The sequence below is a fragment of the Pedobacter sp. N23S346 genome (assembly GCF_048515415.1).
Taxonomy (GTDB): Bacteria; Bacteroidota; Bacteroidia; order Sphingobacteriales; family Sphingobacteriaceae; genus Pedobacter.
In genome coordinates, this window is record NZ_JBLYEE010000006.1 from 114735 (window position 1) to 133487 (window position 18753).

19 protein-coding genes are annotated in these 18753 nt (G+C 37.1%); 6 read left to right on the forward strand and 13 right to left on the reverse strand.

Going from position 1 to position 18753, the window contains the following annotated elements; translation table 11 throughout:
- Positions 1–7 precede the first annotated feature (7 nt).
- Positions 8–1384, reverse strand: coding sequence for a magnesium transporter (mgtE, locus tag ACN1CD_RS12390; RefSeq protein WP_419130702.1), 1377 nt, complete (start codon positions 1382–1384; stop codon positions 8–10).
- Positions 1385–1774: 390 nt separating this feature from the next.
- On the opposite strand from mgtE, the gene ACN1CD_RS12395 reads away from it, so the two are divergent.
- The 5 genes from ACN1CD_RS12395 (at position 1775) to ACN1CD_RS12415 (ending at position 6391) form a co-directional block, all read left to right on the forward strand.
- Complete coding sequence (locus tag ACN1CD_RS12395; protein WP_419130703.1) at positions 1775–2899, forward strand: hypothetical protein; 1125 nt, start codon at positions 1775–1777, stop codon at positions 2897–2899.
- Positions 2886–3518, forward strand: coding sequence for a hypothetical protein (locus ACN1CD_RS12400; RefSeq protein ID WP_419130704.1), 633 nt, complete (start codon positions 2886–2888; stop codon positions 3516–3518). The genes ACN1CD_RS12395 and ACN1CD_RS12400 overlap by 14 nt, the downstream gene beginning before the upstream one ends.
- Before the next feature lie 22 nt (positions 3519–3540).
- A complete protein-coding gene (locus ACN1CD_RS12405) occupies positions 3541–4224 on the forward strand; it encodes a fibrobacter succinogenes major paralogous domain-containing protein (RefSeq protein WP_419130705.1) in 684 nt (227 codons plus the stop codon).
- 830 nt (positions 4225–5054) lie between these two features.
- Positions 5055–5714 carry a hypothetical protein gene (locus ACN1CD_RS12410; RefSeq protein WP_419130706.1) on the forward strand — a complete coding sequence of 220 codons (660 nt, stop codon included), beginning with the start codon at positions 5055–5057 and terminating at the stop codon, positions 5712–5714.
- 26 nt (positions 5715–5740) lie between these two features.
- Positions 5741–6391: a response regulator gene (locus ACN1CD_RS12415; RefSeq protein WP_419130707.1), complete on the forward strand. Its 651-nt coding sequence runs from the start codon at positions 5741–5743 to the stop codon at positions 6389–6391.
- Positions 6392–6669: 278 nt separating this feature from the next.
- On the opposite strand, the gene ACN1CD_RS12420 is transcribed toward ACN1CD_RS12415, so the two are convergent.
- Positions 6670–7476, reverse strand: coding sequence for a sensor histidine kinase (locus ACN1CD_RS12420; protein ID WP_419130708.1), 807 nt, complete (start codon positions 7474–7476; stop codon positions 6670–6672).
- Positions 7477–7876: 400 nt separating this feature from the next.
- On the opposite strand from ACN1CD_RS12420, the gene ACN1CD_RS12425 reads away from it, so the two are divergent.
- Positions 7877–8242, forward strand: a complete 366-nt coding sequence (locus ACN1CD_RS12425; protein ID WP_419130709.1) for a response regulator — start codon at positions 7877–7879, stop codon at positions 8240–8242.
- Between the two features lie 22 nt (positions 8243–8264).
- On the opposite strand, the gene ACN1CD_RS12430 is transcribed toward ACN1CD_RS12425, so the two are convergent.
- The 11 genes from ACN1CD_RS12430 to ACN1CD_RS12480 form a co-directional block, all read right to left on the reverse strand.
- On the reverse strand, positions 8265–8480 hold the full coding sequence (locus ACN1CD_RS12430) for a hypothetical protein (protein WP_419130710.1): 216 nt from the start codon (positions 8478–8480) through the stop codon (positions 8265–8267).
- Positions 8464–9819 carry an exopolysaccharide biosynthesis polyprenyl glycosylphosphotransferase gene (locus ACN1CD_RS12435; RefSeq protein ID WP_419130711.1) on the reverse strand — a complete coding sequence of 452 codons (1356 nt, stop codon included), beginning with the start codon at positions 9817–9819 and terminating at the stop codon, positions 8464–8466. The genes ACN1CD_RS12430 and ACN1CD_RS12435 overlap by 17 nt, the downstream gene beginning before the upstream one ends.
- Positions 9820–9826: 7 nt before the next feature.
- A complete protein-coding gene (locus ACN1CD_RS12440; protein ID WP_419130712.1) occupies positions 9827–10450 on the reverse strand; it encodes a hypothetical protein in 624 nt (207 codons plus the stop codon).
- A gap of 34 nt (positions 10451–10484) precedes the next feature.
- Entirely contained in the window at positions 10485–11249 is a 765-nt protein-coding gene (locus ACN1CD_RS12445) for a WecB/TagA/CpsF family glycosyltransferase (protein WP_419130713.1), read from the reverse strand.
- Between the two features lie 217 nt (positions 11250–11466).
- Entirely contained in the window at positions 11467–12015 is a 549-nt protein-coding gene (locus ACN1CD_RS12450) for a DapH/DapD/GlmU-related protein (protein ID WP_419130714.1), read from the reverse strand.
- 2 nt (positions 12016–12017) lie between these two features.
- Positions 12018–13139 carry a glycosyltransferase family 4 protein gene (locus ACN1CD_RS12455; protein ID WP_419130715.1) on the reverse strand — a complete coding sequence of 374 codons (1122 nt, stop codon included), beginning with the start codon at positions 13137–13139 and terminating at the stop codon, positions 12018–12020.
- 52 nt (positions 13140–13191) lie between these two features.
- Positions 13192–14058 carry a glycosyltransferase family 2 protein gene (locus ACN1CD_RS12460; protein WP_419130716.1) on the reverse strand — a complete coding sequence of 289 codons (867 nt, stop codon included), beginning with the start codon at positions 14056–14058 and terminating at the stop codon, positions 13192–13194.
- Positions 13952–15367, reverse strand: a complete 1416-nt coding sequence (locus ACN1CD_RS12465) for an O-antigen polymerase (protein WP_419130717.1) — start codon at positions 15365–15367, stop codon at positions 13952–13954. Before ACN1CD_RS12465 ends, ACN1CD_RS12460 begins: the two co-directional genes overlap by 107 nt.
- On the reverse strand, positions 15364–15987 hold the full coding sequence (locus ACN1CD_RS12470) for an acyltransferase (protein WP_419130718.1): 624 nt from the start codon (positions 15985–15987) through the stop codon (positions 15364–15366). Before ACN1CD_RS12470 ends, ACN1CD_RS12465 begins: the two co-directional genes overlap by 4 nt.
- A 10-nt stretch (positions 15988–15997) precedes the next feature.
- Positions 15998–17383, reverse strand: coding sequence for a lipopolysaccharide biosynthesis protein (locus ACN1CD_RS12475; protein WP_419130719.1), 1386 nt, complete (start codon positions 17381–17383; stop codon positions 15998–16000).
- A gap of 8 nt (positions 17384–17391) precedes the next feature.
- Positions 17392–18747, reverse strand: a complete 1356-nt coding sequence (locus tag ACN1CD_RS12480) for a nucleotide sugar dehydrogenase (protein ID WP_419130720.1) — start codon at positions 18745–18747, stop codon at positions 17392–17394.
- Between the last annotated feature and the right edge of the window lie 6 nt (positions 18748–18753).

The window sequence follows — 18753 nt, forward strand, 5'->3', positions numbered from 1 at the left end:
TATGAGTTTAAAGTAAAACGCCTTTTAAAAATAGTAAAGCAAAACTGAAATATATAATCAGGCCGGTAACATCTACCAACGTTGCTACAAAAGGGGCTGATGAAGTTGCAGGATCGGCGCCAAGTCTTTTCAAGATGATTGGCAACATTGATCCGCTTAAAGATCCCCATAGCACCACGAAAACCAGTGAAACGCTAATGGTAAGCGCAATTAATACCCAATGTTCGCCATAAGCATTAGGCCAGGCTAAGTGCCAGAAAAAGATTCTTGCAAAACCAATAATACCTAAACAAAAACCTAATAAAAAGCCAGAAGTAAGTTCTCTACGCATTACCCGCCACCAATCTTTAATGGTTACTTCTCCAAGCGCCATGGCCTGTATAATTAAGGTGGAGGCTTGTGAACCACTGTTTCCCCCACATGAAATAATCAATGGAATAAACAAAGCCAAAACCGTAGCTTTATGAATCTGTCCTTCAAAAAAACCCATGGCTGTTGCGGTGAGCATTTCTCCAAGCATTAAAATCGCTAACCAACCTACCCTTTTTCTAACCAGATTGAAAATAGAGGTATCCAGATAGGGCTCATCCAATGCTTCGGTACCGCCTATTTTGTGCATATCCTCAGTATACTCTTCATTGGCAATCCAAAGGATATCATCAACGGTTACAATACCAAGCAGGATATTATTTTCATCAACAACAGGTAAAGCTACCCGGTTATTCATCCGAAAGATATTAATGGCATCTTCCTGTGGATCATTCGCTTTTAAAGCAATAAACCGTTTATCGGTAAGTTCTCCAATAATCGCATCCGGATCGGCGAGTAATACTTCCCTGATTCTGATGTCATCAAGTAAAATTCCGTCTTTGTCAATCACGTAAACCACATCAATGGTTTCAGAGTTTTTTCCATACCGCCTAATGTGCGACAATACCCTGGTTACAGACCATTCTGGCTTTACAGCTATATAATCCGGAGTCATTAAGCGGCCGATACTATATTCATTATAACCAAGAAGTGCCAGTGATTCTTTTCGTTCTTCTGAAGGCAGCAATGAAATCATTTTTTTCACTACATCGCCCTTCATTTCTCCGAAAAGTGCTGTACGATCATCAGGAGGCAAATCTTTAATGATTTGATTCAGTTTATTGCCTGAAAGTTTTTTAATGATCCTTTCCTGGGTAGGGAAATCAAGAATTCTGAAAACGTTTACTGCCCGGTTAAGTGAAATGGTATCGATAAATTTAGCTGCACACTGGGGAAGTTCGTCAATCAAAGCTTCAACATCAGAGATATTGAGCTCATCCAGATATTGCTTTAACGCTTTATCATCCTCTCTTTCGAGTATTTCCCGAACCTCTTCTACAACCAATTCTTCCATAAACAACTATTTATTTTACTACATGCCTTAACCTCTATTAGCGATTCGCAAAGGTGCGTTTTTATTTTTATAAAGCAAACGATGGGCTTTCAAATTCAATTATCAAAGTGCTCCAATCCAGCAGAAATAGATACAAATAAGTTACAACTTAGTTTCTATGAAAAGATTTAATAATTTTTTAATGCAAAATATACACATAAACTGAAACCTGGTTCCTTTCTTTGATCAATGTTAAATGCTAAAACGTTCACTAAATATTAGTATGGTTAAACGAGGCGTTACAGACTTTTCACACAAAACAAGAATGTATTTTTTAATAGACATAACTGTACATGACGGTTTGTAAATTAAAGGTTAATAGATTTGAGTAAACCAAATTATAAAACTCACATGAATCAAAAAATTCAAAAAGTAACCTGGCAAGGCCTGGCTGTTTTTATGCTTTTATTTTCTTTAAACGGGTGCAAGAAATCCGACAATCTGCAGGATCCCTCAGAACTGGCAACCTTCAGTAATCAATCGAAATTAATGGCTACCGCCGCCGCAACCGCAGCGACGTCATCAGGAGAGGTTACCGGCACTGGGGGAAACTTTACAGCCACTGTAAATGGCGTAAATAAATACACGGGCACCAATTACATTCAAGCAATCCAAGCTGCAATAAACGGACTCTCTTCCGGAAGAACAGTTAAAGAATGGGTAACGATTCGCACCTCCGGAGCATCAGGAAGTTCGGGTGGATCGCTGAAATATGTAAACATGGCAAGCAATACCGGTCTTGATTTTTCTGGTAATACTTTTAATGCAAATAGTGGCGATGCGCTAATTATCCCTGTATGGGCAGATCGAAAATCAAATATCGAAGTTAAAAATCTAAAAGTAACGGGCAAGCCACGATATGGCATCTGGTTTAAAGGTTGCACGGGTATGAACATCAGCAACATTACCATGAATATTTCACCTCCTGCAACAGATCTCGGCCTGGGGATCAGGGTGGATAACAGCTCAGGTTCTACCAGCAACCTAACAGTAAGCGGAACCATTAACATTACGGGCGGCGATAATTCTATCGAAACCTATGGACTTGATGGTTTCAGCATCGGCAATGTTACATCGAGCAATAATGCAGCCTGTGGTGTTTTACTTAATCAGTCGAAAAATGGCACTGTAGGCACAGTTACCGGCACCAATAATAGCACCACTGGTTCGGTTACCGGCTATGCTACCTTTCGCTGCGCCAATAGCAATGGTCCAAACATTACCTGTGCAAAAGTTTATTCACGTGGTAGTGGCCGTGGTTTTTTTAGTGTTACAGGCAGTAACGGCTGCACAGTGAACACCGTAGATATCGCCAATACTGCTATACAAGGAATTTTATTACAGGATGCAACTAATACCAAAGTTTTAGCAGGTACAGTAAGTAATGGACACCCGAACGTACAACATCAAAATGCGGTAAATTGCAGTACAAAAGTTAACGGACAAACCTACACCGCTACAAATGGCAGTTGGTAAGATCCAATTATTAAATAGGCGGTATTTAATTTGCCGCTTATTTAATCTCAAAAGTGTAGCATTTTCTTTTGTTCTTTATTTTATTCTGATTCAACTGAGCATAGGCTGTCATGTCCCATCTGAAAACAACGCAGAAAAAACTGTTAAGCCTGTTCCCGTTTATAATGCTGCTTATACTTTTCCAGAGAAAATAGTTAAAAGTTTGCAGCAAAAATATCCAAACCTGGTACCGATCAAAAAATCAGATTATGCGCCTTTATTCTGGGATTTTTATGATGCAGAAACGCTACCTGCTACCGCTACAACTGATATTAACAACGATCAGAAGAGTGACTTCGGGTATATTGTTCGAGATCATGATGTGCTTAAGGTAGCCATTGCCCTATCCGATGGTCGCCAATATCGCTACTGGCTTTCGCCTTTTACAATTGGCCTTTTGGAAAAAACAGGTGTAGACTTCTGCATTGAAATCAAACCAGCCGGACGTACGGATATCGTAAAACCATCCACCAGTTCTTTATTGCTTCAAAAAAATGGATTCCTGATTAAAAAACTGGAGCAGGATAACATTATCATTTATGAAAATGAAGGTGAGATTGCCTTTTTCAACATGAAATAGTTCGACCTGTCAATTTTAGAATATGAAGATTTTTTTAATAAAAAACATCGCCTACCTGATTTCTTTCCTATTCATTACAATTGTTTATGGCTGTGGGAACAGCGATACCTTTACAGATATTGATGGCAACATTTACCATAGTGTTCAAATTGGGAAACAAACCTGGATGGTAGAAAACCTGAAAACCACCAGATTTAGAAATGGCGATACTATTGCACAACAGGATACGAAGACAGGGTGGAAAGCCACTGATCTTCCGGCCTATAGCGCCTATAACCTGGAAAATTCTAATATTAAAGATTATGGCTTGCTCTATAACTGGTACTGCATTGGCGATAAAAGAGAAATTGCACCTAAAGGTTGGCGAATCCCTACTGAAACGGACCTAAACGAACTGTTGCAATTTATTGGTTCTGATACCATCGCAGCCACTTTATTAAAAGAAGCGGGAAATTTACACTGGCTACCATCGCCTACTACAGGAACCAACTCAACTGGCTTTTCTGCACGCCCCGGTGGCTATCGAGATGTGAATGGAAATTTCTATATGCGCCAGAGTAATGGTTATTATTGGACCACCCAGGGCAGTTTTGAAATGTATCACTGGAGTTCGAGGGTTTTCCAGGCTTTTGCCAATATCCAAAGAGATCCGGTATTTATGAAATATGGCTTTTCAATAAGATGTATTAAAGATACCGACCAATAGTCTTATTATCTTATAACCAGATTTTCACTCACATGCAGAAATGCATTACTATCCTCTAAAATTTAATTTAAAGCAGGCATAAGAATGATTTCTTTTGGCTGCCTTATAAGCACTAAAATTATAATACTGATATAAAAATATATACAGGAAGCCAATAGGCTACCAGATATTTTTATGCACATCACAGATACAGTCTTAATGTAAATCAACTTCACATACAGCCCTAATATTCGATAATATTAGGGCTGTATTTATGTTTCAAGGAAAAAGGAGATAGAGATTTCTCAAAACTTATTCTCCGCAGATTATTACTATTAAGTTAGTAATTAAAGTTAGATTGATTCCCAAAAGTAATCAAAAATATAATTAGTCATTTCTACCAAACTAGAATTGACAATACTAATTATTATCAATTAGCTAAACATAATTGCTATAATAGCTACTAGAATGTAATATAAAATAGTTCTAAAAAAAAAGTCTTTCTTCCTGTTAATATCCCTTAAATAAGTAACACAGAATATACGCCATTCACCTTTCTTTGAGGTATAAACTATTTTTCTATTCAACCAGTATTATATTTTTTTTTGCACGCCAAGATTTAGAACTATCAATTTTAATGTGATTTGAGCTAAAAAATCCATTGCGGTATTTCTGAATTGCCTTCAAAATATAATGGTTTAGTTTATAACTAATGTCTATCCTATTAAAAGAAAATAGCACACGCATCATGGAAGATCAAATACCATTATTACGTTTACAAAAAAAATGGCGATCTACACGTTCATTTAAGATTTTATAATTCACGAATAATCATGCCATATACAACAGATATGAGTAAACTAAGGGGAAATGTTGAAAATATGAGGGCAACGGGACTTGATTTAAGGATGCAATTGGAAAACGAGATTAACCATCTTTTGACAGAGGTTGTTTTTAATCTTGATTCAACCGGTAAATTCATTAAACTAAATAATCCCTGGACTTATCTTTCTGGATATGATATCCAATATTCACTTCAGCAATCTATCTTCTCCTACCTTGAAGACCAAGAACAAATTAAACAAATCAAAGATTTTATGTTTAGCAATCAACAGCGAAGTTTGAATATCGAATTAAAAATAAAGACGATAAATTCTTTTAAATGGGTAACCGCCAACCTACTTAAAAATGATAAGTATACAAATAGTAGTATGGTATGGGGAACATTTATCGACATTACCAAATGGAGAGAAGAGCAAAATACTTTGCTCAAACATTTAAGCGACGAAAATGAACAACAAATAAGAAGAATTAAGCTATTAAAAGATTTTCTGCATGACATCAATTCCGCCCACGCCGGAATTTTATCCAGCATTGAACTTCTGGAAATGATGAGTTCTAAAACAAATACAGCAGGAAGAAACAAAAGCGAATACTACTCTGACATTAAAGCACAAATGCTCAGCACCAGCAATTTGCTGGATAATTTTCTGTTTTCCTTAAAAATCTAATCCTTGCAATATTTCTGTCACATCCCATGTCTCAAAAAATAACAAAAATCGGAATCATTGAAGATAACGAATATCTTCTTAGAAATTATAATGATTATTTTGATCTGCAGGAAGAGTATCAGGTTAGTTTTGCTTTTAAGAGCTTCGGCATTTTTGAAAAGAGCAATAAAGACAGTTCTTTTAACGCCGATATCATATTGCTGGATATTAATCTTCCGGATATTTCTGGAATAGATGCGATTCCTATCCTTAAAAAATATTATCCAAAGGTAATTATTGTTATGCTAACAGCCTATAAGGATGTTGAATATATCATTAAGTCGGTGCAAAGTGGTGCACTCGGTTATCTGGTAAAAGGAATGCCTTTGAATGAAATTAAGCTATCTTTGGATACCTACAAATCAGGTGGTGTAGCAACAAGTCCATTGGCTATAAAAAAAATATTCGAATACATTGGCCAACTGCACAAAAAGAAAGAAAAGGAATTTGAGACTTTAACTCCCCGAGAAAAACAGGTTGCAGAATGTCTAATAGAGGGTTTATCCTACAAAGGTGCAGCAATAAAACTTGGATTGAAGCCTACTACGATTAATCAACATCTTAAAAACATTTACATTAAATTTAATGTCAACTCAAAAGCAGCGCTTATTTCAAAAGTACTTTCCAATCAAATTTAGCTAGATGATCAATAAATGATTTGCTTTATCTATCAGAGCTAAATACCAATATCTAATGGTGTTAAATCAACGCTTTTTAATCATCTGGCAGAATGAAAATAATAATTTTTAATGATACTTTATTCTCTACCTCAGACCACGAATCAACATTTTTTATAAAAAGATAGCGGATAAGCTTAATAATTATCCTTAGCCTTGATTTGATAGACATAATTAAATATTAAATTTTGATTGAAGTTCAATATTAAAAATTAGCAGAAAGACTTTGGGTGCAGTATCTATTCAATTAACTTTGCTAAAGTAATTTTAACAATAGTGCCTTTGTTAGCGATGCTTTCAATTTCTATTGTTCCATGGTTCATTTCTACATAGGTTTTAGCAATTGACAATCCGAGGCCTGAGCCGGGAATTTTTCCGACGTTTTTTGCCCTGAAAAACTCCTGGAAAAGAAAAGGTTTATCGTCTGCTGAAATCCCTATGCCCAGATCCCTTACTTCCAATAACACATGATCATGCAGATCTTTGGTGCGAATAGATATTGGAGTATCATCGGGTGAGTATTTTACAGCATTACTGATGATGTTTTCAATAACACTCGTCATTAAAGCAGGGTCTATGAATACCATGGCATCATCTGTAAAAAGAGAGATTTGCAAGTTTCTTTCGCCAACTATCTCCCTCCCATAATTTTCCAGATAACTATAAATAAAATCATTGAACCGAACAGTATCTGGCAGATAAGGCAATCGGCAATCTTCGCTATTATTTACCTCAAACAAAGCGTTGATCATGGTCGAGATTCTATCGGTTTCGGCAAGAATATGATCTAACTTCTCTGTAACCCTATCTAATTTTTTTTGATCCGGTTTATTATCCAATAGCATTTTACAAATCTCAATACTGAGTTTAATATTCGATAATGGGGTACCCAGATCGTGGACAGACATATTTACAAACCTTGAACGGAATGTATTGAGTCGCCTGGCTTTTTGAAGTTCTTTATAAATATGCTTAAAAGGCCAGTTAATCAGTATGGATCTGCCTATTTTAGCAAAAAACGATAATGAAATCTCATTTTTGATCATGATGCGCATCTTGATTAGCTTCGTTAACAAATGCAATCAACAAATAAGCGCATTGTAATCGAAGATCTTTTGATTGGCATAAAAACAGAGTTGATTGTTAAATAGTATTTAACAATCAACAATCTTAGGCAAAATACAATAGTTATCTATAGTCCAACGACTAATTTGACATTTAGCATCAAAAAAAAATACATTTTTTCATTCGAGCAGCATAATTATAACTCTTTAGAAAAAATGCGTTTTAACAGCAAGATTCAAGGCAATTGTTAGTTTAAAAAGCTAAACAGGATTATATTTTTAAACATTATTTAATTTTATTGTAGTTTTTATCATTCAAATTTGAACTACAATATCTTAATTAAAAACTTTTATCCTTAACATTGATTTCTAAATTAACTTTATGATCAAAATACTCCTCATAGAGGATGATGAACGACTGAGACAAAATATTGTCGAAATACTGGAGTTATACGGATATATTGTATATACCGCAGTCGACGGACAGGAAGGATATGAAAAAACGCTACATTTAAAACCTGATTTAATTATCTGCGACCTGAATATGCCAATAATGAACGGACCAGAATTTATCACTAAAATTAAAACCAGTGCTTTAGCGCAGACTCCAATTCTCTTGCTAACCGGGACCAGATACTTTGACAATCATCAGAAAAGGGCAATTGCCGAAGCTTCTGGATTTCTGAGAAAGCCATTTCTGATTAACGATTTAATCTTATTGATTAAAAAATATACAGGTAATTATTAAGATCACTATTTCAGTTTCACTATTAAGAAACTTTATGTTGTTCACGGCCCCGCGATGCCTTGATTTTGCTATATAGCATCATTAATCTTTCAATCTCGTTTTTTTGAATAAAATTTCTTTTGGAAATGCGGTAAAGTTCATTACCCAGGAAAAAAGAGGCCAGGCAAATGCCAGAAATTGCGCCAGCTATAAAATAAGCAAACATAGTATTTTGAGTTAATTTAAAATGCTTTTTCATCCCCCTTCAGGGCGGTAAAAACGGTGAGTAAACAAATCTTAAGATCTTTCACAAAACTCCAATAAGTAAGATATTCAATATCTGAGTCTATTCTGTTTTGCATATCCACAATTTGTTTGGTTTCCCCCCTTAAACCATTGATTTGAGATAGTCCGGTAATTCCGGGTTTTATAAAATGCCTGACCATATAATTCTCAACAACCTGACTGTAATCACAAGTATGTTTTAACATATGTGGCCTTGGTCCAACTACACTCATTTCCCCGATCAATACGTTGTAAAATTGTGGAAGTTCATCCAAGCTGGTCTTCCTGATAAAAAGTCCGATATTGGTTAAACGATCATCCTTTTTTTGGGCTTGCCGGGTTTCACTTTCGGTGTTTACCTTCATACTTCTGAATTTATAGCACCAAAACGCTTTGTTATTTTCACCTGTCCGAAGCTGTTTAAATAATACCGGGCCTCTGCTTTCCCACTTAATCATTAAAGCTAAAATCGGATAAAGCCAGCTGAGAATAAATAAGATAACTAGCAAACTAAAGACTACATCAAAGGTTCTTTTCTTTAAGCGGTTAATGCTGTCTGCAAGTGGTTCAGGCCGGGAGCAGATTACCTGAAACCCCGCAAGCGTACTAACAGTGAACTGATCAACAGACGTTTCGGGATAAAAAGGTATAAATTTAATTCTTAAACAATGGCTGTCTGCCAACTTAATGCAAAGCCCCATGTCTTCGAGATAGTCTTGGTGTACCACCACGTATAATTCCTTCAATTTTTCTTTTGCAGCAATGTTAATGGTATTAACCAATGATGCCCTAAGTTTATCTGGATGGTCATGTACGTTAGATTCATTTTCATTAAAAAGTTGTACTGGTTGATTAATGGCTTCAAAATAAGCAGCCAATCTAATCCCGGCCAGATTAAAGCCCCAGATTCCAATTTTTGGAGATCTGCTTTGTATTCGTACCAGTAAAAAACCCATTAAGATCCTGGAAAACAATAAATACAGGAGCATGCCTGTAAGTTGCCATAATTGAGGAACAAGGCTTATTCCAATAGGAAAGAGCCATAAACTAAAATAAGTGAGCGATTGTTGCAGGGCAAACACAAAGCAGGTTTGTCTGAAAAACGCTTCAACACTTAAATCCTGTTTGAAATGATATAATTTAAAAACAATTGCCGCCAGCCCCCAGGCCAAAACAGCCAGCTGTTGCAGATTGATCAGACTGTAATTATTATTTGTAATAGAATAATGAAACAGGTGAATAGAGATTAGTAAGGCCATGATATCCAACACCATGCAAGATATCATGGCGATGTATTTGTATCTGTTTCTCATCTTTGAATTAATACTGGTTTTCAATTCGATAAACGATTCCTAATACCCCCTGCTTGTAGCTGTATGGATTCTTGTTTAATGTTAATTTCCCCATGGCTTGTAAATTTAAGCCCCACTGATTATTGGCCCAAATAAACGTGCCTAAGCCAAAGTTTGTATTAAACTTATCTTTTCTTGCTGCATCACGCCAGGTATAACCAATACCTGCCATAAGGTAAGGTTCAAACCAATAATCTCTTGGCATTAGTTTAGCAAAACTATATTTTAGATTTAAATCTGCCGCGAAGAGCTTATCGCCACTAAAGCGATCATTGTTGCCTGTCAGCATCCCGTTTACAGAAAAACTCTTACTAAATCCATAATCGGCAAAAAGCGTTAATACACTAACATCCCAGCTTTTGGTATTAAAAAAATTCTTAAAGTATCTGTTACTGTTTTCAGCATCAAATCCACCATCATTTATGGCATTAATGCCAACCCCGACAATCCATCTTTTTTTAAAAGTATAGATACCGGAAGTGCTATTGCTTTGATAAGGGGGTTGGTTATTCTGATTTTGAGCATCAGAAATTTGGCAGAAGGCACCGGTTGTGATGAATGCACAAGTAAGAAGTAAAAGTAAAAATTTCATAAAGATTGTTTTAGAGATTATTTAAGAAGTAGTATTATTTACCTTGATTGCGTTTAGAAAGCAACGTGCGCAACAGCAGGAATACAAAGCCTGTATTGGTGATCAGGTATCGTTTAAATAGCCTGCGCGGTTCTTTGCATAACCTGAAGAACCATTCCAGTCCATAGCGTTCCATCCACATTGGGGTACTTTTTTGTTGCTGCGTGAGTACTTCGAGTGCAACGCCAATGCCAAGCATTACTGCAGGGATTCTGTTTTTCATATGGGCCATCCACTTTTCCTGTTTTGGACAGCCTAAGGCTACAAATACGATTGCAGCGCCTGATTCTTTTATTTTCCTTATTACTTCCAGATCTTCCTCATCACTGAGTGGCCTGAAAGGTGGAGAATAACTACCTACAACCTGTATACCATTATAATTTTTCTTGATAAAGCTTACAGCCCGCTCGAGTGTAGCTGCTTTCCCACCGTAAAAGTAAACTGGCAATTGCTGCACCGCACATTTTTGAAGAATGGCATCCATCAGGTGACGGCCTGCAATTCTATCGGTTTTAATGCCGTGAAGCAGCGCCATACTCCAGCAAAGGGGCATTCCATCAAGCACTGCCATATCTGCATGCTGGAGAACCATGCCAAAGGCCACATCTTTTTTAGCTTCCATTACCATGTGTACATTAGATACACAGATATAAGCAGAGTTCTTTTTCTCCGCAAGACGGATAATGGCCGATACGGCATCAGTAAAGTTCAATACGGAAAAATTGAACGAGAAGATTGATTTTTGGGATATTAATTCCATTATTGTTTGGTTGGTTTGCGAAAATTTTGGCACTCAGGAGATGAGGCACAGGTATTTTTTGGGCATAGCGCTGCCATTACTGTTAAAAAACAGGTTCCTGGCTCAACCAAATAGGTTAAACCAGCATGGTGATAGATTTATTTTTGATTATTGCGCCTGATTGATTGGCGCCACTTGTTTTTATCTTTTATACTTCCCAGCAGGAGTAAGCAGGCAATTACCAGGGGTGTTGATTAATGTTGCGAATGTGTACCATTTCCTCGAGTTCACTTTCGAATCTTTTCCTGATTTTTTTTGCAGGCACTCCTGCATAAATCCAGTAGGCATCAAGATCTTTGGTAACCACCGAACCAGCAGCTACAATACAGCCATTTCCAATAATTACACCACTCATTATAGTTGATCCATAACCTATCCACACATCGTTGCCGATAATGGTGACTAAACCTTTTCCTTTCCATTGATAATCAGGACTTCTGATTTGTTCAGCCATTCTGATAGGTGTGCCTACCTGCTGAAAATTATGATCGTACTTTCCCACCACGGCAACCCTGTTTCCGAAAATGACGTGATCACCAATGATGCAGTCTGCCTCAATCTGTGAATCTCTTCCGATATAAAAATTTTTTCCAATAACCAGTCTGTTTTTTGCCCACAATCTTGTCCGGATACCAGCATGAAAACCTTCGGCAATATTATACCTTCGCCAAATGGTTTTAAGCAGTAGTTTGATTCTAATCAGTTTAACCAGTGATACTATTCCCATTGCTAAACCTGAAGTGTTTTGGTAATGCCGGTAACAAAATTATCCACCATGTTTTCTACCGTATACTTTTTTGCAGAAGCTTCACAATTCACTTTTAACTGGTGAATCCTTTTGGGTTTATTTAATAATTCTACTATGGCTTTAAGGTAATCCGTTAAATTATTTTTAGAAACAATACCATTATATTCATTAACCAGGTATTCAAATTCTGGCCCATGAAATTCATAATCAGTGGTGACCATAGGAGTAGAAAATGCAAAAGCATCCAATATGGCCAATCCAATGGCTCCAGGCATTAAAAAAAGTGTTGAAATCTTAAAATACAGCGCTTTATCTCTACCGAATTTTGGGCCAACCATCAGCATCCATGGCCTTTTGAGGGCTTCCTCATTTACATATTCACGAAGCGGTCCCCCACCCAGGATCATCAGCTTGAACTGATAACCCATAGCATAAAGCCTGTCGCAGGTTTCAATCAGAAAATCTAGTCTTTTCTCCTTGTAAAGTGCTCCACAATAGATCAGTACTTTTTCATCTTCAGTAATATTCAGCGCCAACCGCAACTCGGCTACTTCTGCCTGGGTAATGGAATTAATATCATTAATCAACTCCCGGGTATCAATAGCATTCTCCACTACAGTTACTTTATCCGATGGATAATGATTACCAATTAGCTTATGCTTGATATTGCCAGTATAAGCAAACCAGTGATCAGTATAATTGGAATATATTCTTTTGAAGCGATTCAGCAACGATCCCTCATTCGCCTGCATATTGCTGCCGTGGCCCCAGAAGGCAAATTTCTTCCCTGAAACTAACCTCCTGTAAAGTAATACATAGTTAATGAGCAACTTATTTGCCTGTTCTACAATAACGAGGTCGGCGGTTTCTATTTCTGCTAAACAGGGTTGCCATATAAAGGCTTTCTTTCCGAGATTAAAAAACTTGTTTGGTCTGAATTGCCCGAAGTCTATTTCACGGCTATCATTTTTTCCCTGCGAGTCTACATTTCCATAAATTAGATGAAGGTGGATAGACTTTTCTGCTAATTTTTTATGGAGTAATGAAAAAAATTCAAGACGATACTGTGGCATCGACTTGTAAAGAATTAATACATTTTTCATTTGGTTAAATTGGTATTGAGCGTATAAAAAAAGATGTTATTTGGTTTTCGGTTTAGAATACTATTCCAGCAACCATTCTGGCAAAATCAATCATAAAATATAAAGGTGCGGGTGTTTTGGAATGCCTGAGTGCCCAGCGCCACCTAATCTTCAAGTTTCTTGGCGATTTTATGGAACTGAAAATTTTAATCAGATAAGGCAGTGAAAACCTTTCAAATGCCAGGCCTGTTTCCTGTACATAACTGTAAACCAATGCCTCCGTACTGATGATTAATGAATAGCCATGTTTTCTTGCACGAAGACTAAAATCTTCGTCAGCTGCATAATGAGGAAAGTTTTTCTGATCGAATAAACCTATATCATAGAATACTTCAGCGGGAATTAATGTTCCTCTCCCAGGCAAAAGATCGGTTTTTATTGTTTGATAGGCTTGTCTTAAATCATCATAACGAAGCGATAAATTTACCTTGCTTTTATAACTGGCTGTCCAAAGATTATAACTGGTGCCAGCGAAAATAACTTTCTGCAAATCAGCGATATCTACACTTATGCTCCCAATTATAGTTTTTGGATGAATAGATGCTACTTTTAATAGGCTGCTTATGTAATCCCAACATACCTCAAGATCATTATTTAGCGTTAAAATATAAGCTGCCTGTTGGCTTAGCGCATATTTCACGCCTAAATTTGTGGCAGCTGTCCACCACATATTTTCATTGCCTTGCAAAACGATAACCTGTGGAAAATTTTCTTTGATAATAGCGGCGGTTCCATCTGTAGATCCATGATCTACCACCACTATTCTGAAACCACTAGTATCCTGATTGTCGAGGCTCCTCAGGCAATTTATAGTATAGCTGATTCGATTGAATACCGGGATAACGATATAAACCAAATCTTTCACTTTTGAATATTCCATTAACCAATAACTTGAAAAAGTAAACGTAGAGCATCATAGAAAGGCATCCGAAAAAAACAGTAGCCTGACCATTGATAATTAAGATATAAAGGGCATAAAGGATAGCATATTGAATGAGCTCAAATACAGAACCTGGTTGTGTTAGTTTAACAGAGGTTTTATTGATAAAATAAGCCAGTGGAATCATCGCCAATGCGCCCCAGATCCCATAAGCAAAATACAACTCCGATACAATTCCCGTTCTGATCCCAAATTCAATGTTGTAAGCATTCATCCATACATAGGCGCTCCCCATATGCGTAAGAGCCTCTTTATCAAAACCGAAAAAGTTTAACATGCCCGAGTTGAAAAAAGCGCCCATATTACTCAAAACAAAATCATAGTTCTTTACAGTAGTATCACTGAATTTTTCGAATGAATACACAAAATCCTTGTATTCTACCCCAAAAGGGATTTTCTCGATAAATATGCCCAACCATTCATCTACATTATTATTGCCAAGGCGGATGGCCAGCATGCTGATATAAATCACCACTATTGCAGTGGAAATCATAATGATTGGCACATAGGATGTTTTTTGTTTAGGTGATAGCAACTTTTTCAGGTAATCATTAAAAGGAATAAAGGCCAGCAGGCAGATAAAAAGGATAAATCTTTTTCCATCAACTGATGAAATAAATAAAATAGCGAGCGCAAAAATGATGTTGAGTACACGGTATTTTTTGAGCTTAAAAAAATAAACGGTCAAAAGAAAGCTGTATACACAAATAAATTTATAACCATATAAGGCTCCATAATCGTAATTATACATCTCATCAACGAAGTTATCGCCAGATAGAATAGGCAGGAAACCGACCGCTTTGTATAACGAAATAATAAACAAAACGGGAAAAACCAGAATAACAAGGTTAAGTACCGGATTATTTAAATGAAAATTGTTGCCAGGCTTTATGCGGATAACTGGTTTATTTTTCGACTCGAAACCAATCAGGGCAATGATAAACACCATCAGATTCAGAAAATACAGAATCGATGCATCATGAATATTTACATTGAAGGTGGTATCATACACAATTACACTGTTAATATTTAATACGCCCAGAAAAAAAAACGATATCCAGAACCTTGCCAGCAAGAGGTTGTATTTATTGCTAACAAAAGTTGATGCCCAATAGCAAAATGCAGCGAATACCAAAACATCTGTTGGTGTATAGATAACCTTATTAGACCGCTGAAATAGAAAGCCTACAATTGGGTTCATGAATGCAATGAGCAGATAGGGGTAATATTTTTTAAGAAGCGTAATCATGACGTGATTATTTTAATTAACCTGGCGGGATTACCTGCCCAAATTTCATCCTGAGGGATATCTTTCGTTACGACTGAACCTGCACCTATGATAGACCGGCTACCTATTTTCACCCCCTTTAAAATGGTAGTATGGGCGCCAATAAACACATCATTACCAATTAATACCGCAGCGCTTTTTCTATTGGCCACATCCTGGTCCCAGTTTTTTCTTTGTAAATAATCCGTGCTGTGAAAATCTGTATCATAAATAACAGTATTGCCACCAATCTTTACATTGTTGCCAATGGTAATGCGATCGCTGCAGATAATGGCAACAGCGCTCATCCCTACATTTTGCCCAATAACTAATGCAGCGCCCTGGCTAACTACAAAACAGCATTTTTGCTGCCTGCCAATCATATTGTATCTTCCACCGTTATTCATCTTGAAATCTTCTCCAATACTCATTTTCCCGGATGGGGAAATATCCAGGTATGGAATTCCATTCGATTTTAACCCACGACCAAATGATACCAGGTTTGCTTTTAAAAGCATAATAGAAATCACATATTGAAATAAGTAGGAAACTGATCTGTAGCCCCATCTTAAAGTGCGGTACATCAGATTAAAAAAGTTCATATAAAAACATTTAACTGGCCCATAAGCCACTATTTACTCCGGCCAGAATTTTATTGCTTTGGATCCAGAGTAAAGTCATCATTACAGCCAGTACGAGCACATTAGAAAACACAGCACCAGCCACACCTATCTTTCCTGTCATCCAAACAGAGAGCGGGATATTAACAAAACAGGCAATAATATAGAGGTACTGCTGCAGCCTGATCTTACCCAAACCATTGAGAAAATAACTATTCAAAGACATTCCGGTATATACCACGGCATAACAGGCCATGGCAAAAGAAAGTGTCTTCGAAATCGCCACCGAATTACCTATCCACAAGCTGTAAAGTACGTCAGACAGCAGAAATAATACTGGAATAATCAAGATGGAGATCAATAACCAGATTCTTTTCATCTTCCTTAGGTTTGTCTTCATCCATACCAAATCTTTCTTTGCATATGCATCTGCAAATGCACTCCAATAGGGTGTCATCAAAATCGTGAATGCCATAATGACGATTGAAAACAGACGGTAGGCAATATTAAAACAGGTTACTGCTTCAGGTCCGATTACCCGGGTGATGATGATATTGTCGGTTTGAAAAAGTACAAGTGCACCGAGCTGAATCAAAAAAAACGACCCTCCAACATGGAGTATTTCTTTTGCATATGTTAGCTTAACATGCCTTACAGAAGGGATGATTTTCTTTAACCTGCCATTAAATAATATAAATGTGGCTGTTAAAAGAATGAACAAAGGCACAAATGCCAGTGCAATCGTCATCATGAGCAAACTTGCCTGCACCGTATATTTTAGTATTAATACCGTAATCAAAACCCCTAACTGCCCCAGGAAAGAGATGAATCCGGCCAGTGCCGACTGGTGAATGGAGGTAACCACCACATTGATGATCTGAACACTTAGCTGAATACAAAATGCCCCAATCAATACCAGCAAAAGCAAATGCATATCTGCCGTAACTGTAGGTGGGATATTTAAAAAACCACGCCAGTTAATTAATGGATTAATTAAGCAAAAGAGCAGAAACACACTACCAGAAATCAGAATTAAGGCGGCATAGGTAGAACTGATGTATCTTTTAGCTTCATCATATTGCTCATGGGCGATAGCATGTGTAAGTTTATTCCGGAGTCCGTTACCCATTCCAATATCAAAGAAACTCATCCAGCTCATGAGTGAGCTTAAAGTTAGCCAGATCCCGTAATTGGTGGCACTGATGTAATTGATGGTGAGTGGTACCAAGATTAATCCCACCAGGATGCTGCCACCTTTAACCCCAAAGGAAATGATTACGTTTTTAAAGATTTTCAGTTCCCGGGCATCTTTTTTCTCAAAGAAAAATGAAACTTTCCGTTTAAATGAGGTAAGAATTTCGATAGTAAGCTTTTTCACCACCATATTTATAGTCTACCATCTACCAAATCTCTGTCTATTACAGATTTGGCATCGAATATTACCCCGTTTTTGTTTTTGAATTGTTCGAGATCAAGACTCAGGAATTGTTGGTGGGCTACAGTAAGAATGATGGCATCGTAATTACTTCCATGATCGAGATTATTCATAATTCTTACGCCATATTCGTGGTATACCTCATCTGCATTTGCCCAAGGGTCGTAAACATCTACACTCAGGCCAAACTGAATTAATTCCCTGTAAATATCAATTACCCGTGTATTTCTAACATCCGGACAGTTTTCTTTAAAGGTGAAACCCAAAACCAGGCATTTTGCATTTTTGATTAAGAGCCCTTTTTTGATCATTAATTTAAGCACCTTATTTACTACGAAACCGCCCATACTGTCGTTTACCCTTCTGCCTGAAAGAATAACCTGCGGATGGTAACCAAACGATTCTGCTTTATGGGCCAGGTAATAGGGATCTACACCAATACAGTGGCCACCTACCAGGCCAGGCTTGTATGGCAAAAAATTCCATTTAGTTGATGCAGCTTCAATAACATCAGTGGTATCAATACCAATGCGATCGAAGATCAATGCTAGTTCATTAACAAAAGAAATGTTAATATCCCGTTGTGCATTTTCAATCGCCTTACTCGCTTCTGCTACTTTAATACTGGGTGCCAGGTGTGTTCCTGCGGTAATGATTGAGGCATAAAGCGCATTAACTTCCCTTCCAATTTCAGGAGTAGAACCGGAAGTAACTTTTTTGATTTTAGTTAATGTATTGATTTTATCACCTGGATTAATCCGTTCAGGTGAATAACCGCAGTAAAAATCTTCGTTAAATTTTAATCCGCTGTTGGCTTCTAAAACCGGAACACAATCTTCTTCGGTACAACCGGGATAAACGGTTGATTCATAAATCACAATATCACCTTTCTTCAAAACCTTGCCTACAGTTTCACTTGCTTTTAACAGTGGATTGAGATCCGGTTTTTTAAACTGATCTATAGGCGTAGGTACAGTAACAATAAATATTTCTGCATCCTGAATTTCTTCAATGGAAGAAGAAAAAAAGATGCTGCCTTCTCCGGGCAATTCAGCCTCTATTAATTCATCAGCTACACCATTACCTGGTATTTCTGCTTCTGCAAAAGACAAGTGGGTTTTAGCCTTAAGGATAGCCTTTAAACTTGCTTCGCTAACCTCTCTGGTGCGGTCAAAGCTATTATTGAGTTCAGCAATTCTTTTGGTATCGATGTCAAATCCAATCACTGTATATTTCCTGGCAAATTCTATCGCCAGTGGCAAGCCAACATATCCTAGTCCAATGACTACAATTTTTTTATTATCCATTTTTCT

What these genes read in the sequence shown, in the direction of transcription:
- mgtE (WP_419130702.1), bottom strand. Translation starts at nt 1,384, where the DNA reads ATGGAAGAATTGGTTGTAGAAGAGGTTCGGGAAATACTCGAAAGAGAG.
- ACN1CD_RS12395 (WP_419130703.1), top strand. Translation starts at nt 1,775, where the DNA reads ATGAATCAAAAAATTCAAAAAGTAACCTGGCAAGGCCTGGCTGTTTTT.
- ACN1CD_RS12400 (WP_419130704.1), top strand. Translation starts at nt 2,886, where the DNA reads ATGGCAGTTGGTAAGATCCAATTATTAAATAGGCGGTATTTAATTTGC.
- ACN1CD_RS12405 (WP_419130705.1), top strand. Translation starts at nt 3,541, where the DNA reads ATGAAGATTTTTTTAATAAAAAACATCGCCTACCTGATTTCTTTCCTA.
- ACN1CD_RS12410 (WP_419130706.1), top strand. Translation starts at nt 5,055, where the DNA reads ATGAGTAAACTAAGGGGAAATGTTGAAAATATGAGGGCAACGGGACTT.
- ACN1CD_RS12415 (WP_419130707.1), top strand. Translation starts at nt 5,741, where the DNA reads ATGTCTCAAAAAATAACAAAAATCGGAATCATTGAAGATAACGAATAT.
- ACN1CD_RS12420 (WP_419130708.1), bottom strand. Translation starts at nt 7,476, where the DNA reads ATGATCAAAAATGAGATTTCATTATCGTTTTTTGCTAAAATAGGCAGA.
- ACN1CD_RS12425 (WP_419130709.1), top strand. Translation starts at nt 7,877, where the DNA reads ATGATCAAAATACTCCTCATAGAGGATGATGAACGACTGAGACAAAAT.
- ACN1CD_RS12430 (WP_419130710.1), bottom strand. Translation starts at nt 8,480, where the DNA reads ATGAAAAAGCATTTTAAATTAACTCAAAATACTATGTTTGCTTATTTT.
- ACN1CD_RS12435 (WP_419130711.1), bottom strand. Translation starts at nt 9,819, where the DNA reads ATGAGAAACAGATACAAATACATCGCCATGATATCTTGCATGGTGTTG.
- ACN1CD_RS12440 (WP_419130712.1), bottom strand. Translation starts at nt 10,450, where the DNA reads ATGAAATTTTTACTTTTACTTCTTACTTGTGCATTCATCACAACCGGT.
- ACN1CD_RS12445 (WP_419130713.1), bottom strand. Translation starts at nt 11,249, where the DNA reads ATGGAATTAATATCCCAAAAATCAATCTTCTCGTTCAATTTTTCCGTA.
- ACN1CD_RS12450 (WP_419130714.1), bottom strand. Translation starts at nt 12,015, where the DNA reads ATGGGAATAGTATCACTGGTTAAACTGATTAGAATCAAACTACTGCTT.
- ACN1CD_RS12455 (WP_419130715.1), bottom strand. Translation starts at nt 13,139, where the DNA reads ATGAAAAATGTATTAATTCTTTACAAGTCGATGCCACAGTATCGTCTT.
- ACN1CD_RS12460 (WP_419130716.1), bottom strand. Translation starts at nt 14,058, where the DNA reads ATGGAATATTCAAAAGTGAAAGATTTGGTTTATATCGTTATCCCGGTA.
- ACN1CD_RS12465 (WP_419130717.1), bottom strand. Translation starts at nt 15,367, where the DNA reads ATGATTACGCTTCTTAAAAAATATTACCCCTATCTGCTCATTGCATTC.
- ACN1CD_RS12470 (WP_419130718.1), bottom strand. Translation starts at nt 15,987, where the DNA reads ATGAACTTTTTTAATCTGATGTACCGCACTTTAAGATGGGGCTACAGA.
- ACN1CD_RS12480 (WP_419130720.1), bottom strand. Translation starts at nt 18,747, where the DNA reads ATGGATAATAAAAAAATTGTAGTCATTGGACTAGGATATGTTGGCTTG.